Source organism: Nioella sp. (genome assembly GCF_964229645.1).
Taxonomy (GTDB): Bacteria; Pseudomonadota; Alphaproteobacteria; order Rhodobacterales; family Rhodobacteraceae; genus Nioella.
Genome location: NZ_CAXREX010000232.1, coordinates 1 through 13852 on the forward strand (window position 1 = coordinate 1; position 13852 = coordinate 13852).

The window sequence follows — 13852 nt, forward strand, 5'->3', positions numbered from 1 at the left end:
GAACGGGGCGAAGAACGGCGGCTTGCCGCCCTGTTCGACGCTCCGGCCCCGGCCCCCGACGGGGGCCGCCCCGCGATCCAGGCTGCCTTCTGCATCGACGTGCGCTCGGAGGTTTATCGGCGGGCGCTGGAACAGGCCGATGAGGGGATTGCCACCATCGGCTTTGCCGGCTTCTTCGGCCTGCCGCTGTCGCATCGGCGCGCGGGTTCCGACAGTGTCGAGGCGCGCGCGCCCGTGCTGCTGAAACCGGCGCTCGACACGTCGGCGCGCCCCGCCGATGATTGCGACCGGCGCATCCGCGCCCGGGCCACGCGGGCCTGGGGGCGGTTCAAGATGGCCGCCGTATCCGCCTTTGCCTTCGTCGAGGCTGCGGGACCGCTTTACGCCGCCAAGCTGGTCAGGGACAGCCGGGCCAGGCCAAGGCGCGCGCGCCTCGATCCTGCCCCCACGCTCGACCTGCCCCTGACCGAGCGCATCGCCGCGGCCCGCACCGTGCTTGGCGCCATGTCGCTGACGCGGGGCTTCGCGCGGCTCGTTCTGCTGGCAGGCCACGGGGCCGAGGTGACCAACGCCCCCCATGCCAGCGCGCTGCAATGCGGGGCCTGCGGGGGCCATGCGGGCGATGTGAACGCGCGGGCGCTGGCCGGGCTCCTCAACGATGGCGAGGTGCGGGCCGGGCTGGCCGAGGCGGGGATCGTGATCCCCGAGGACACGCTCTTCGTCGCTGGTCTGCATGATACGGTGTCGGACGAGATGACCCTCTTCGACGACGCGCCTGCCCCCGGGCATGGCCCCGATCTGGACCGGCTGCGGGGCGCGCTTGCACGCGCGGGCAGGCTGGCCCGGACCGAGCGGGCGCTGAGCCTGCCGCGCGCCGGGGGCGAGGCCAGTCTCGCCGCGCGCGGCGGCGACTGGTCCGACCTGCGCCCCGAATGGGGGCTGGCGGGCTGTTCGGCCTTCATCGCCGCCCCGCGCCATCGCAGCCGGGGCCGCGACCTGGCCGGCCGCGCCTTCCTGCACAGCTACGACTGGCAGGCGGATGAGGGCTTTGCCACGCTGGAGCTGATCCTGACCGCCCCGGTGGTCGTGGCCAGCTGGATCTCGCTGCAATATTACGGCTCGACCGTGGCCCCCGAGGCCTTCGGCGCAGGCAACAAGCTTCTCCATAACGTCACCGGGGGAATCGGCGTGGTTGAGGGCAATGGCGGGTTGCTCCGCGCGGGCCTGCCGATGCAGTCGGTCCATGACGGCAGCGCGTTCCGGCACGAGGCGCTGCGCCTCTCGGTGGTGATCGAGGCCCCGACCGAGGCGATCTCGGGCGTGCTGGAGAAGCATCCCGAGCTGGCCGCGCTCTTCGACAATGGCTGGCTGTCTCTGTCGGCCATGGACGCGGCGGGCCGCATCGCCTGGCGCTACGAGGCGGGCGGCTGGCAGGCGTCGGGGGCCGGGGCAGCGGCGGTGCAGGCGGCCTAGGCCCTGACGCGAAGGTTCCCGGGGTCGTAGGGCCCCGGGGCGATCACCTTGGCGGGCACGAGGTCACCGATGAGGTCGAGATGCACTGCGCTGCCCGGCGCGGCCAGTTCAGGGTCGACGAAGGCATAGGCCAGGTTCATCCCGACCCGGTGCCCCCAGTCACCTGACGTGACCGTGCCCATGACGCGGTTACCCGCCATGATCGAGGCGCCCGGCGTCGCCGGGCGATCCTGTGCCTGCACATGGAGGGTGACCAGTTTCCGCCGGGGGCCGGTGGCAAGACGCGCCTCCAGCGCGGCCTTGCCGATGAAACCGGGCTTGTCCATCCGCACGAAACGATCGAGCCCGGTCTCGAACGGGTCGAACTCGGTCAGCAGGTCCGCTTTCCAGTGCAGGTAGCCCTTTTCCAGCCGCATCGACTCGATGGCGCGCGCGCCGAAAAGCTGCATCCCATGCGCCGCGCCTGCCTGTCGCAGCGCGAGATAGGCGGCGTAGAGCTGGTTGTTCGGCACGTGGATTTCATAGGCAAGCTCGCCCGAGAAGCTGACCGACATGACCGTGGCGGGCGCGATGCCTACGAAGCATTCACGAACGGAAAGCCACGGGAAGGCCGCCGCCGACCAGTCGCCGCGCGACACCGCCGCCAGAACGTCGCGGGCCTTGGGGCCTGCCAGCACGAGGATCGTCATGTCATTGGTCAGCGAGCGTATCTGCACATCTTCGCCCGGGCGCAGGTGGCGCCTGAGCCAGTCCATGTCGTGTTGTTCCGCCGCCGCCGCCGAGCCATACCAGATGCGATCCGGTCCGCGCGACGAGGCGGGCAGGTTGGCGATGGTGGCTTCGGACTTGATGCAGCCATGGTGGTTCAGCAGGTAGCCAAGCCCTACCTTGCCGGGCTTGCGCGTCACCCGCCCGCAGATCATCCGGTCGAGGAAACCATGCGCATCGGCGCCGGTGATCTCGTAGCGATTGAAGCCGTTCACCTCCGCCAGCCCCACGCCCTCGCTGACTGCCTTCACGTCGCGCGCGACGATGTCGAAGACCTCGTTGAAGCGGTAGCCGAGCGTTTCGTGGAAATCGGGCGCGGGCTTGAGGAACTCCATCCGCTCCCAGCCATTCACGACGGTGAACTCCGCCCCTTCGGCGGCCAGAACGGGTGTCAGCGGCGTGGTCTTGATGGGTCGGCCCGCCGGGCGGTGTTCATGGGGGAAGTGGAAGCGGAACTCGTTCTGGTAATCCTCGATGGCCTTCAGCGCGCAAAGCTCCACGTTGCCATGGCCGGTGAAGCGGCGCGGGTCGAGCACCCAGGTGTCATAGCAGGCCTCGCCATGGACGATCTGCTGCGCCAGAAGCCAGCCATGCCCGCCGCCCTCGCCCAGGCCCGCGCGCAGGCCAATGATGCAGAACGCATTGCGCTTGCCGGGCACCGGACCCACCAGCGGCGCGCCGTCGATCGTGTAGGTGATGGGGCCGTTCACCACGGTCTTGATCCCCACCTCGGTTAGCGCGGGCATGCGGGCGAAGGCGCCCTCCAGCACATCGGTGATCCGGTCGAGGTCGTCGGGGCAGAGGTCCATGGTGAAATTGGGGTCGATCCCGTCCATCCCCCATGTCTTGCAGTCCTGTTCGTAGAAGCCGATCAGAAGCCCGGTCTTTTCCTGACGGCAGTAATAGTCGCTGATCGGGCAGCGGATCAGCGGCATCCGGTGGCCGGCCTGAACGATGCCGGGGATCTCCTCGGTGATGAAATACTGGTGCTCCATCGACATGACGGGATGATGCACCCCCATCATCGCGCCCACTTCGTTCACGCGGTAGCCGCAGGCGTTCACGACGATATCGGCGTGGATCTCGCCCTTGTCCGTTTCCACGATCCAGGTGTCGTCCTGTAGCTGCCTGAGCCCCGTGACCGGGGTGAAGCGGTGAATCTCGGCCCCTGCCTTGCGCGCGCGGCGCGCCAGCGCCTGGCAGAGCTGCGCGGGGTCGATATCGCCATCCAGAGGGTCCCAGAGACCGCCCAGAAGGTTCTCGGTCGAGATCAGCGGATGCCGCCTTGCGCATTCCTCGGCGTCGATCACCTCGAAATGCACGTCCATCCCCCGCGCCATGGAGGCGAAATGGCGATAGCCGTCCATCTGCGCCTGCGTGTTGGCGAGCCTTATGCCGCCATCGCCGTGGTGGTAGTTGATTGGATAGTCCGGGTCTTCCGCCAGTTCCCTGTAAAGCGCGATGGAATGGCTTTTCAGCCCCACCATCGTCTGGTTCATCCCGAAATTCGTCACCTGCGCGGCCGAGTGCCAGGTGGTGCCCGAGGTCAGTTCGTCGCGTTCCAGCAGCATGACATCGCTCCAGCCCTCCTGGGTAAGGTGATAGAGCGTCGAGCAGCCCGCGATGCCGCCCCCGATGACCACGACTTTCGTGCGCGTTTTCATGTGATGCCTCGTTTCGATGGGTTCCCGCAGTCGGACCGAGCCGGGCACGGGATGCAAGGGGGCGCTTGCCGTTTCGAAGAAGTCGAAACAGGGCTTTGAAAACACGCCAAGACGCGCCCTGCCCCTTGCCAAGCTTCGAGAGGCACGGATGTGATGGGCCGACCATCAGGAGGCACAGGATGACGGGCAACAGGCGCAAGGGCGGCGGGCGAAAGGACCGGTTGGCGCAGCGCGCGGCGGGGCCTGCGAACCCCTGCCCGCCGGGCCAGCGCGGCGGGCAATACCGACCGCTGAGCGAGCCCGAGATCATCGCGATCTACCGCACGGCCCTGCGCCTTCTGGCCGAGCTTGGCATGGGCGAGGTGCCCGACCGGCTGCGCCGCGATCTGCTGGCCGCGGGCGCGCAGGAGAACGGCCGGGGCCGCGTGCTGATCCCCGAGGCGCTGACGGAGGCGTGCATCGCCAAGGCCGCCAAGCGCTTCGTCCTGCATGGCCGCGATCCGGCCCGCTCGATCGAGGTGGGGGGCGACAGGGTGCATTTCGGCACCGGGGGCGCGGCGGTTCAGGTGCTGGATATCGACAGCGGGCATTACCGCGCGGCCACCCTGCGCGACCTGCATGACTTCACCAGGCTGCAGGACCGCCTGACCAATGTCAGCTGGTTCACCCGCTGCTGCATCGCAACGGATGTGGAGGATCCGTTCGCGCTGGACGTGAACACGGTTCATGCGCTGATCCGCAACACGACGAAGCCCGTGGCCACCGCCTTTACCCTGGCCAGCCACGTGGCCCCGATCGTCGAAATGCTCGACATCGCAGCAGGCGGCACAGGCGCCTTCAGCAAACGCCCCTTCGTCAAGGCCCATATCAGCCCGGTCATTTCCCCCATGCGCTTCGGCGAAGACGCGGTGGACGTGGTCTATGAATGCGTTGCCCATAACATCCCGATGTCCTGCATCACCGCCGCGCAATCCGGTGCGACCGCACCCGCGACGCTGGCGGGCTTCCTGGCACAATCCCTGGCCGAGACGCTGGCCAGCCTCGTCATGGTCAACGTGATCCGGCCCGGACATCCGATGGTCTTTTCCAACTGGCCCTTCGTCATCGACCTGCGCACCGGGGCCTTCTCGGGCGGGGGCGGAGAGGTGGCAGTGATGAACGCAGCCTCGGCGCAAATCTCCAACTGGCTCGGCCTGCCTTCGGGCATCGCCAGTTCCATGACCGACGCCAAGGCCATCGACGCGCAATATGGCGCGGAAAAGGGGCTGACGGCGCTGGCGGCGGGACTGGCGGGCGGCAACCTCGTCTACGAAAGCTCGGGCATGACCGCGGCGCTGCTTGGCGCCAGTTTCGAAGCCTTCGTGCTGGACGATGAAATGCATTCGGCGATCTACCGCATGCTGAGGGGGATCGAGGTCAGCGACGAGACGCTCGGCTTCGACGCGATCTGCGAGGCGATCCTGGCCGACGGGCATTTCCTGGGCGCGGCCCAGACCCATGCGGCGATGGAGCGGGACTATCACTATCCCACGCTTGCCGACCGCGACAGCCCAGGGGCCTGGGCCGAGGCGGGGTCCGAGGATGCCTGGACCCGCGCCCGCAGGCGCGCCCGCGCGATCCTGTCCGAACATGACCCGCGCTACCTGAGCGACGCCCAGGAAGTGGCGATCCGCGCGCGCTTCCCGGTGGTCTACTGAAGCAGGCGCAACTGCCCCGACAGCCAGGGCTCTGCCGCGACCAGCGGGGCGACGGCGTGGTCCAGCACCAGCGGCCGGGCCAGCGCGGTGAAAAGGTCTCGCACGCCCTGGGGCAGTTCCGCGCTGTGGTAGATCGAGATCTGCCGGGCAAACCCCTTGGCCGGGAAGGGCAGCGCCCGGATCTGGCCATGCAGGCGCCGTCCGCGCCCATAGGTCAGTGCGGTGGTCACCGTCCAGCCCTGCCCGCCCGCCACCAGCGACAGGATCGTCATGGTGCTTTCGAATTCCTGCCGGCCTGACAGAGACAGGCCAAGGCGGCGCAGTTGCGCCTCGACCCGACGCCCCATGACCTGCCGCCGCGAATAGCGCAGGAAGGGCAGCCCGGTGGCATCGGCCAGGTAGTCCTCGGCCCGGTCAGCGCGGGCGCGCGGCACCACCAGCACGTATGGATCGCGCAGAAGCGGCGCTTCGGTCAGCCCCGTTGCCTTGAAGTCCGAGGAAGAGGCCACGCCGATATCGGCATCTTCCGCCTGCAAGAGCGCCATCACCTCGTGACTGGCGCGCGACAGGAAGGAAAAGTCGCAGCCCGGCAGGGCACGGGCGAGGTCATGGGCCAGGCGCGGGGCCACCTCGGCGTCGAAATCCTCGATCGCGGCGATGCGCAGGCTGCGGGCCAGTGCGGCAAGGTCCTCGGTCCAGACCTCCGAAAGCCCCTTGCGCAGGGCCGACAGCGCCTCGTCCACCCGCCGGAGCAGGGCGGCGCCTTCCGGGGTCAGGCGCATCGGTCGGCGGGCATGGTCGATCAGTGGCACGCCCACGGCATCTTCGAGGCAGGAAAGGTGATGAGAGACGGTGCTGATCGAAACGCCCAGGGATGCGCCCGCATCGCGGATCGACCCGGTCCGGGCCACGGCCTGGAAGGCTTCCAGCCACTTGATGCTGAGTTTCGAGCGTTCCATCCGCGGACCTCCCCTGCCCGGCCCGATCCTGTCGCCTCGCCCCGCCGCGTGCAAGCCCTGCAAGCGGTTGCAATCCCCCGTCCGGTGCTGTCTGATTTCCTCATCATGCAGGCGTTGGACAGGGAACGGGGATGACGGTCACGCTCAAGGAGGTGGCAGAGCGCGCGGGCGTATCCCGCTCGGCGGTGTCGCGCACCTTCACGGCAGGCGCATCGGTTTCGGCCAAGACCCGCGCCAAGGTGGAAAAGGCCGCGGCAGAACTGGGCTACGCGCCAAGCGCGCTGGCCTCGGGCCTGTCGACGGGGCGCACCAAGCTCATCGGGCTTGTGTCCAACAACTTCCGCAACCCGCTGTTCCTTGAGGTGTTCGACCTTTTCACGCGCGCGATCCAGGACCGGGGCCTGAGGCCCCTGCTGGTGAACCTCTCCGACGGCACCGGGCCGGAAGACCCCGTGCGGATGCTGAGGCAATACTCGGTCGATGCGGTGATCGTGGCCTCCTCCACCCTGCCCGCCGAATTCGCGCTGTCGTGCCAGGCTGCGGGCCTGCCCGTTGTGCACGCATTTGGCCGTGCATCGGCGCAGCCCCGGGTGCCAATGGTAGGGATCGACAATGTCGAGGCGGGGCGCATGGCGGCCCGGGTTCTGCAGGCGCGGGGCTATGAGAACATCGGATTCCTGGGCGGTCCGGCCAGCGCGACCACCACGCAAGACCGGTTGGAGGGCTTGCGCCAGGCCCTGTCGGGCGTGCCCGGCGTGACGCTGAGCGAAAGCTTCGCGACGGCCTATTCCTTCGACGCCGGCGAAGCCGAGATGCGACGGCTGCTGGCGGCGGGACCTCTGGCCGATGCCTATTTCTGTGGTGACGACGTGATCGCCACCGGGGCGCTCTCGGCCCTTCGGGCGGCGGGGCGGGACGTGCCGGGCAGCGTGGGCCTACTGGGATTCAACGACATGGCGGCGGCGGCCTGGGGCCTGATCGACCTGACCACGATCCGCCAGCCCCTGCCCGAGATCATCGCCGCCTCCGTCGATCTTGCCGTGCAGGTGGCCGAGCGGCCCGATCAGCCGCCCGAACAGCGTATCCTGCCCCTTGAGCTGGTGGAACGAGGCAGCCTGCGCACCATCGGCTAGACGGGACCCACCCCGCCGGCCCGCCGCCTCAGCGGAACATCGGCGGGCGCGCGTCGGTCCAGGCCCCGTCGGCCTTGCCGCTTTCAGCCACGGCGAAAACCGCCGCCATCGACCGCAGCCCATCCTCGGCACGCGGGTAGAGATTCGCCGCCGGATCCATCTCACGCCCCTCTTTTTGCGCCCGGATCGCCTCGGCCAGATCGCGGTAGATATTGGCGAAGGCCAGGGGCATTCCCTCGGCATGGCCCACGGTCACGCGGCTGGCACGGTCGGCCTCGGGCGAGAGACCGCCTTCGCCGCGCTCGATCACCTGCAGGCGGCCTCGCAGCGGCATCCAGTAAAGCTGGTTGGGCTGTTCCTGGCTCCAGCGCAGGCCGCCGGTTTCGCCGAATACCTGCAAGGTCAGCCCATGCTGGCGGCCAAGCGCCACGGACGAGGTCCAGAGCCGCCCCACGGCGCCGCCATCGAAGCGCAGGTTGACCATCGCGTCATCCTCCAGCTCGCGGCTGGAGATGCAGCTGACGGTATCGGCCGAGAGACGCGCGGCCTCCTGCCCAATCACGAAACTGGCCATATGCAGCGCGTGAATGCCGCAATCGGCGAATTGCGCGGACACGCCCGCCTGCGCCGGGTCATAGCGCCAGCGCACGCGCGGGTTGTCCGCATCCTCCGCATCCGCGTGGTGGCCATGGGCAAACTCGGCCTTCACCAGCCGGACCTTGCCCAGGTCGCCCCGCGCCACCATCGCCCGCATGTGGCGCACCAGCGGATAGCCGGTATAGCCGTAGTTCACGGCGCAGATCCGCCCTGTCGCCCGGGCGAGCTTCACGATCTCTTCGCCTTCCTCGACGGTCATGGTCATGGGCTTTTCGCACAGCACGTGAAAGCCCGCTTCCAGGTAGGCCTTGGTGATCTCGAAATGGGTGGCGTTGGGGGTGGCCACGGTCACGAGGTCGATCCGGTCCGCGCGCCCGCGCTCGCCCTCCAGCATCTCGCGCCAGTCGCCATAGGCGCGGTCCGCCGCCAGTCCAAGCCGCCTGCCATAGTCGCGCCCGGCGTCAGGCCGATGGTCGAGCGCGCCCGCAACGAAGGCGAACTCCCCGTCCAGCCCCGCGCCAAGACGGTGCGCCGGGCCGATCTGGCTGCCTTCGCCGCCACCGATGATGCCCCAGTTCAGTTTTCCCATGGCAAGCCTCCCTCAGTCGAAGCCAATGGATGTCAGGTAGTCCCGGTTCGCGCGTGCGTCGGCGATCGGGGAAATGTCCAGCGTCGGGTCGCAATCCTGTTCGACCGTGCACCAGCCCGCGTAACCCTGCTCGACCAGCAGGCGCCGGACGGCCTGGAAATTCACATCGCCCTTGCCAAGATTGCAGAAGATGCCCTGCCCGCAGGCCTCGTAAAAATCCGTTCGTTTACGGATCGCCTCGGCCTTCACGGCGGGGTCTGCATCCTTGAAATGGATATAGGCGATACGGTCGAGATGACGTTTCATGAAGGCCACCGGGTCGTAGCCCGCGTAAGAGTGGTGGCCGGTGTCGAAGCAGATCTTCAGAAGGCCCGCGTCAACCTCGTTCAACAGGCGTTCCAGCTCCGGCTCGAACTCCATGAACCCGCCGGCATGGGCATGGATCGACACCGTCAGCCCATAGACCTCGGCCCCCATCTTGGCGATGGTCACGATGCGGTTGCGAAAGGCGGTCCAGGCGGCCTTGTCCATCTGCTCGGCCTCATCCGCGCGGCCCGCCGTGGCAGCGCGGCGCGCAGAGATCGAGTCGATCAGCACCAGGTGCTGCGCCCCGTGCGAGGCCAGCGCCTTGCAGGTCCGTTCGGCCCCGTCAACGACGTCGAGCCACTTGTCGGGGTCGTGGAAAGGCCGGAAGACCACCCCGCCGATCAGGGTCAGCCCGTGTTCATCAAGCGCCTCGGCCAGTTCAACGGGGTTTTCCGGCATGTAGCCCACCGGACCCAGTTCGATGCCGCGATAGCCTGCCTCGGCGCATTCCTTCAGCACCTGCCGCCAGGGCGGGTTGCGCGGGTCCTTGGGGAATTCCACCCCCCAGGAACAGGGGGCGTTGCCAATCTCGATCATGGGCTCTGCCTCTCAGAAATCCGACGGGCGCTGCCAGTCGCGCCCCGCATGGGCCGCGCGGACGGCTGCGATGACCTGGTGAACCTCCAGCCCCGCCTCGAATGTCGGCCAGACGGCCTTGCCGGTGTCGATGGCGGTCAGGAAATCATGCGCCTCGATGATGATCTGGTCCTGGTAGCCGGTGCCGTGGCCATAGCCCTGGCAGAACGGAAGGTAATCGGGGTGATCGGGCCCGGTCAGGATCTTGCGAAAGCCCTTCTGCCCGGCGGCATCGTCCTTGCGGTAGAGCCAGATCGCGTTCTGGTCCTCCTGGTCGAAGCGGATCGCGCCCTCGGTGCCGGTGATCTCGTAGGCGTAGCCCATCTTGCGGCCCGTGGCGACGCGAGACGAGGCGATATGGCCCATCACGCCACTGTCAAAGCGCACCATCATCTGCACCTGGTCGTCATTGGTCACGGGAATGCCATTGCGCTCGGGGTAGACGGTCTCGATCACGGCGCTGAGTTCGGCGATCGGCCCCATCAGCGCGAGGGCAGCATTGATCGCGTGGGGGGCAAGATCGCCAAGGCATCCGTTTGCATCGCCTTCGCAGCGCCAGGCGGGTGTCTTCTGGGCGATGTGGAAATCCTCGTCATGGGTGCAGCGGAACTGGGTGATGCGCCCGATCACCCCTTCGGCCAGCAACTGCCGGACATATTGCGAGGCCGGGGTGCGGATGTAGTTATAGGCCACCATGTTGGCCACGCCCGCAGCCTTCGCCGCCTCCACCATCGCCCGGGCCTCGGCCACGTCCAGCCCCATGGGCTTTTCGCACAGCACCGGCTTGCCAAGCGCCATCGCCGCCAGCGCGATGTCCCTGTGGGTGCTCTGGGGCGAGGCAATGACCACGGCCTCGACGCCCGGATCCTCGACCAGGGCACGCCAATCGGGTGCCGCCCGCTCGAAGCCGAAAGCCGACGCGTAGCGATCCGCGCTTTCGGGGCTGGAGGCCGCGATGGAAACCAGACGCGGCTTGAGCCGCGTTTCGAAAACGGTTCCGACCGAGGCGAATGCCGCGGAATGGGCCTTGCCCATATAGCCGCCCCCCACGATCCCGATGCCGATCTGGTCCGCCACGCTGGACCCCTCCCATTCGATATTGCAACCGGTTGCAAAATTGTTATCCTGAGCCAAGGCCCCATGCAACAGGGAATTCCGGGAGGGCGGCGAAAATGGCGGATCTGGCGCGGCTGGCGGGCAAAGCCTTCCTGGTGATCGGGCGGGCGGGGATGGATCTCTATGCCGATCCACCGGGCGCGCGCACCGAAGCGGCCACCCGGTTCACCACCGCGCTTGGCGGCTCGTCGGCCAATATCGCGGCGGGCCTGTGCCGCTTGGGCTGCAAGGCCGCGCTTGTGACGCGCGTGTCGGACGACGCGATCGGGCGCTTCTGCCTCAACCAGCTCGACGCCTACGGGATCGACCGGACGCATGTGCAGACCGAGGGCGGCGAGGCGCGCAACTCGCTGGCGCTCGTGGAAACGCGGCTGGAAGACACGCAATCGGTGATCTACCGCAACGGGGCCGCGGATTTCGCGATGACCAGGGCGGATGTGGAGGCGGTCGATTACGCGGGTTTTTCCGCCCTTGTCACAACCGGCACGGTGCTAGCGGCCGAGCCCTCGCGCAGCGCCTGTTTCCGCGCTTTCGAGCTGGCCCGCGCCGCGGGCCTGCCGCTTGTTTTCGACGTCGATTACCGCCCCTATTCCTGGCCCTCGGCAGAGGTCGCGGCCGAGGTCTATTCCCGTGCAGGCGCGCTGTGCGACATCATCATCGGCAATGACGTGGAATTCGGCTTCATGGCGGGCGGCATGGACAGGGGGCTCGACAAGGCCCGGTCCCTGATCGCAGAGGGCGCGCGGATCGTCGTCTACAAGATGGGCGAAGAGGGCGCCATCACGATCACGTCCGAGGGCGAGTTCCGCACCGGGATCTACCGCACCAAGGCCCTGAAACCCACCGGCGCGGGCGACAGTTTCATGGCCGGGTTCCTGTCGACGCTGGCCACGGGCGGCGACGTGAAGACCGCCGTGCTGACAGGCTCCGCCGCCGCCGCGATCGTGGTGTCGCGCGTGGCCTGCGCCCCGGCCATGCCCACGCCCGACGAACTGGCCCGCTTCATGGCCGAAAGACCCGCCCCCGTCTGAGAGGAGAGACGAGATGCATATCCCCCCCCATGACAACCACAACAAACCCATCGTCGATGTCGACGACGCGCTTGTGCCGCTGACCTATTTCAACATCGTCAAGCTCAGGGCGGGCGAGCATTTCGACTACCGGCTCGCGGGCTATGAGACCTGCGTGGTGCCCGCGACCGGCACAGTGACCGTGGAAACCGGGGGCGAGACCTTCGCGCAGATCGGCAACCGGGGGGCGGATGTCTGGGATGGCGAGCCCGAGGGTGTCTACGTGCCCACCGACATGGGCTGCCGTATCACCGCGCTGACCGATACCGAAACCTTCATTGCCGGTGCGAAATTCGCGGAGACGCTCAAACCCTTCGCGGTGCGCAGGGACGAGCTCGATCTCGTGCAATACGGGTCGGACGACACCAAGACGCACCGCAAGATCAAGCATATCCTCGGCGCGGGCCACCATGACCGGGTCGGGCGGCTTCTGGTCAGCGAGCTGTTCACCGTGGGCGCGGGTGGATGGTCGGGCTTTCCCAGCCACAAGCACGACACCGATCGCCTGCCGGATGAAACGCGGCATGACGAATGCTACAATTTCCGCTTCAAGCCCGATTACGGCTCCGGGCTGCAAATGCTGCAACGGGTCGATAACGAGCCGGGCGATGCCTATCACATCATGGATGGGTCGACCGTGCTGATCGACAAGGGCTATCACCCCTGCTGTGCGCTTCCGGGCTACGAGATGTATTACTTCACCATTCTCGGCGGGCTGAGCCAACGCTCGCTCAAGCAGTATTTCCAGCCCACCCATGCCGAGCAGCTGCATACCATCCCCGGCATCATGGACATGGTGGCGAAGTTCAAATGAGTCCTGCCCCGAACGGGGCCACGGGCGGTGGCGCACCCTGCGGGTGCGATCCCCGGATACGAAAGCGAAGGGAGGCCCTGCGATGACCCGCGCGACATGGGCCGGGGTTCTGCAACCGGCGCTGGCAGGCGGTTACGCCGTGGCGGGGCTTGTGTGCCTGGGCTGGGAAGACGCGCGCGCCTATGTGGCCGCCGCCGAGGCCGAGGGCGCGCCGGTGATCCTGCAAGCCGGGCCCGGCGCGCGCGCTCACACCCCCCTGCCCGTCTGGGGCGCGATGTTCCGGGAACTGGCGGAAGGCGCCTCGGTCCCCGTGGTCACGCATCTCGATCATGGCACCGACGAGGAGGATTGCCGCGTCGCCATCGCGGAAGGCTTCACATCGGTCATGTTCGACGGCTCCGCCCTGGCCCTGGACGAGAACATCGCCCGCACCGCCCGCATCGCGGAGATGGCCCATGCGGCGGGCGTCAGCTGCGAGGGCGAGATCGGCTTCGTGGGCTACGCGGCGGGCGCGGCCTCTCGCGGGACCGATCCGGGCGAAGCCGCGCGCTTTGCGCGGGAGACCGGTGTCGATGCCATCGCCATTTCCGTGGGCAATACCCATTTGCAGACCGACACCGGCGGCGGGCTGGACGAGGCCCGCATCGCCGAGATCGCCGCGCTGACAGGGACACCGCTGGTCATTCACGGCGGATCGGGCGTGCCCCATGCGCAGCGCAAACGGCTCGCGGCCGAAAGCAGCATCTGCAAGTTCAACATCGGCACCGAACTGCGCCAGATCTTCGGCGCCAGCCTGCGCGCGAGCCTTGCCGATGCCCCCGACCGCTTTGACCGCATCGCCATCCTGTCGGCCCTGCACAACCCGCTCTGCGCGGCGGCGCGCAGGGTGATCCGGGACCTGCGGCCCTGACCGGCTGACAGGATCGGTCAACAACCTGGCAGGCGCGGTCAAGACCCGCGCGGGCCGGATCGGGCACATCCCTTTGCATCAACTCGACGCAAAGGAGACACCCCATGCATCACGATCACC

The 13852-nt window shown here is 67.8% G+C and carries 11 protein-coding genes; 6 read left to right on the forward strand and 5 right to left on the reverse strand.

The genetic code is table 11. The features are described from left to right. Positions 1-1473, forward strand: a 1473-nt coding sequence (locus ACEQXV_RS15610; RefSeq protein WP_370269940.1) for a putative inorganic carbon transporter subunit DabA, incomplete at its 5' end; no start/stop codon positions are given. Here ACEQXV_RS15610 and ACEQXV_RS15615 read toward each other — a convergent pair. After that, positions 1470-3905 (reverse strand): FAD-dependent oxidoreductase, encoded by a 2436-nt coding sequence (locus tag ACEQXV_RS15615; protein ID WP_370269942.1) that lies wholly within the window; start codon positions 3903-3905, stop codon positions 1470-1472. The two genes, ACEQXV_RS15610 and ACEQXV_RS15615, sit on opposite strands and share 4 nt — an antisense overlap. Positions 3906-4084: 179 nt before the next feature. Between ACEQXV_RS15615 and ACEQXV_RS15620 the strand changes: the two genes are divergently transcribed. Then, the gene (locus tag ACEQXV_RS15620) at positions 4085-5602 is read left to right on the forward strand and encodes a trimethylamine methyltransferase family protein (protein WP_370269943.1); all 1518 of its coding nucleotides are present in this window, start codon (positions 4085-4087) and stop codon (positions 5600-5602) included. On the opposite strand, the gene ACEQXV_RS15625 is transcribed toward ACEQXV_RS15620, so the two are convergent. Then, positions 5596-6561: a LysR family transcriptional regulator gene (locus tag ACEQXV_RS15625; RefSeq protein ID WP_370251376.1), complete on the reverse strand. Its 966-nt coding sequence runs from the start codon at positions 6559-6561 to the stop codon at positions 5596-5598. The genes ACEQXV_RS15620 and ACEQXV_RS15625 overlap by 7 nt on opposite strands. 131 nt (positions 6562-6692) lie before the next feature. On the opposite strand from ACEQXV_RS15625, the gene ACEQXV_RS15630 reads away from it, so the two are divergent. After that, positions 6693-7694 (forward strand): LacI family DNA-binding transcriptional regulator, encoded by a 1002-nt coding sequence (locus tag ACEQXV_RS15630; RefSeq protein ID WP_370251377.1) that lies wholly within the window; start codon positions 6693-6695, stop codon positions 7692-7694. A gap of 28 nt (positions 7695-7722) precedes the next feature. Here the strand turns inward: ACEQXV_RS15630 and ACEQXV_RS15635 are convergent, their stop codons facing one another. Genes ACEQXV_RS15635 through ACEQXV_RS15645 form a run of 3 tightly spaced genes read right to left on the reverse strand, consistent with a single transcriptional unit; the run spans position 7723 to position 10899 of the window. Next, positions 7723-8880 carry a Gfo/Idh/MocA family protein gene (locus ACEQXV_RS15635; RefSeq protein WP_370269944.1) on the reverse strand — a complete coding sequence of 386 codons (1158 nt, stop codon included), beginning with the start codon at positions 8878-8880 and terminating at the stop codon, positions 7723-7725. A gap of 12 nt (positions 8881-8892) precedes the next feature. Next, positions 8893-9783, reverse strand: coding sequence for a sugar phosphate isomerase/epimerase family protein (locus tag ACEQXV_RS15640; RefSeq protein ID WP_370251379.1), 891 nt, complete (start codon positions 9781-9783; stop codon positions 8893-8895). Positions 9784-9795: 12 nt separating this feature from the next. Further along, the gene (locus ACEQXV_RS15645) at positions 9796-10899 is read right to left on the reverse strand and encodes a Gfo/Idh/MocA family protein (RefSeq protein ID WP_370269945.1); all 1104 of its coding nucleotides are present in this window, start codon (positions 10897-10899) and stop codon (positions 9796-9798) included. Between the two features lie 95 nt (positions 10900-10994). Between ACEQXV_RS15645 and iolC the strand changes: the two genes are divergently transcribed. The 3 genes from iolC (at position 10995) to ACEQXV_RS15660 (ending at position 13732) form a co-directional block, all read left to right on the forward strand. Continuing rightward, a complete protein-coding gene (gene iolC, locus ACEQXV_RS15650; protein WP_370269947.1) occupies positions 10995-11969 on the forward strand; it encodes a 5-dehydro-2-deoxygluconokinase in 975 nt (324 codons plus the stop codon). A gap of 13 nt (positions 11970-11982) precedes the next feature. Further along, the gene (locus tag ACEQXV_RS15655) at positions 11983-12822 is read left to right on the forward strand and encodes a 5-deoxy-glucuronate isomerase (RefSeq protein ID WP_370251310.1); all 840 of its coding nucleotides are present in this window, start codon (positions 11983-11985) and stop codon (positions 12820-12822) included. Between the two features lie 82 nt (positions 12823-12904). Further along, positions 12905-13732, forward strand: a complete 828-nt coding sequence (locus ACEQXV_RS15660; protein WP_370269948.1) for a class II fructose-bisphosphate aldolase — start codon at positions 12905-12907, stop codon at positions 13730-13732. Positions 13733-13852 lie beyond the last annotated feature (120 nt).

Coding starts and splice junctions, on each gene's coding strand:
- ACEQXV_RS15635 (WP_370269944.1), bottom strand. CDS start 8,880: ATGGGAAAACTGAACTGGGGCATCATCGGTGGCGGCGAAGGCAGCCAG.
- ACEQXV_RS15615 (WP_370269942.1), bottom strand. CDS start 3,905: ATGAAAACGCGCACGAAAGTCGTGGTCATCGGGGGCGGCATCGCGGGC.
- ACEQXV_RS15625 (WP_370251376.1), bottom strand. CDS start 6,561: ATGGAACGCTCGAAACTCAGCATCAAGTGGCTGGAAGCCTTCCAGGCC.
- ACEQXV_RS15655 (WP_370251310.1), top strand. CDS start 11,983: ATGCATATCCCCCCCCATGACAACCACAACAAACCCATCGTCGATGTC.
- ACEQXV_RS15660 (WP_370269948.1), top strand. CDS start 12,905: ATGACCCGCGCGACATGGGCCGGGGTTCTGCAACCGGCGCTGGCAGGC.
- ACEQXV_RS15620 (WP_370269943.1), top strand. CDS start 4,085: ATGACGGGCAACAGGCGCAAGGGCGGCGGGCGAAAGGACCGGTTGGCG.
- ACEQXV_RS15630 (WP_370251377.1), top strand. CDS start 6,693: ATGACGGTCACGCTCAAGGAGGTGGCAGAGCGCGCGGGCGTATCCCGC.
- ACEQXV_RS15640 (WP_370251379.1), bottom strand. CDS start 9,783: ATGATCGAGATTGGCAACGCCCCCTGTTCCTGGGGGGTGGAATTCCCC.
- iolC (WP_370269947.1), top strand. CDS start 10,995: ATGGCGGATCTGGCGCGGCTGGCGGGCAAAGCCTTCCTGGTGATCGGG.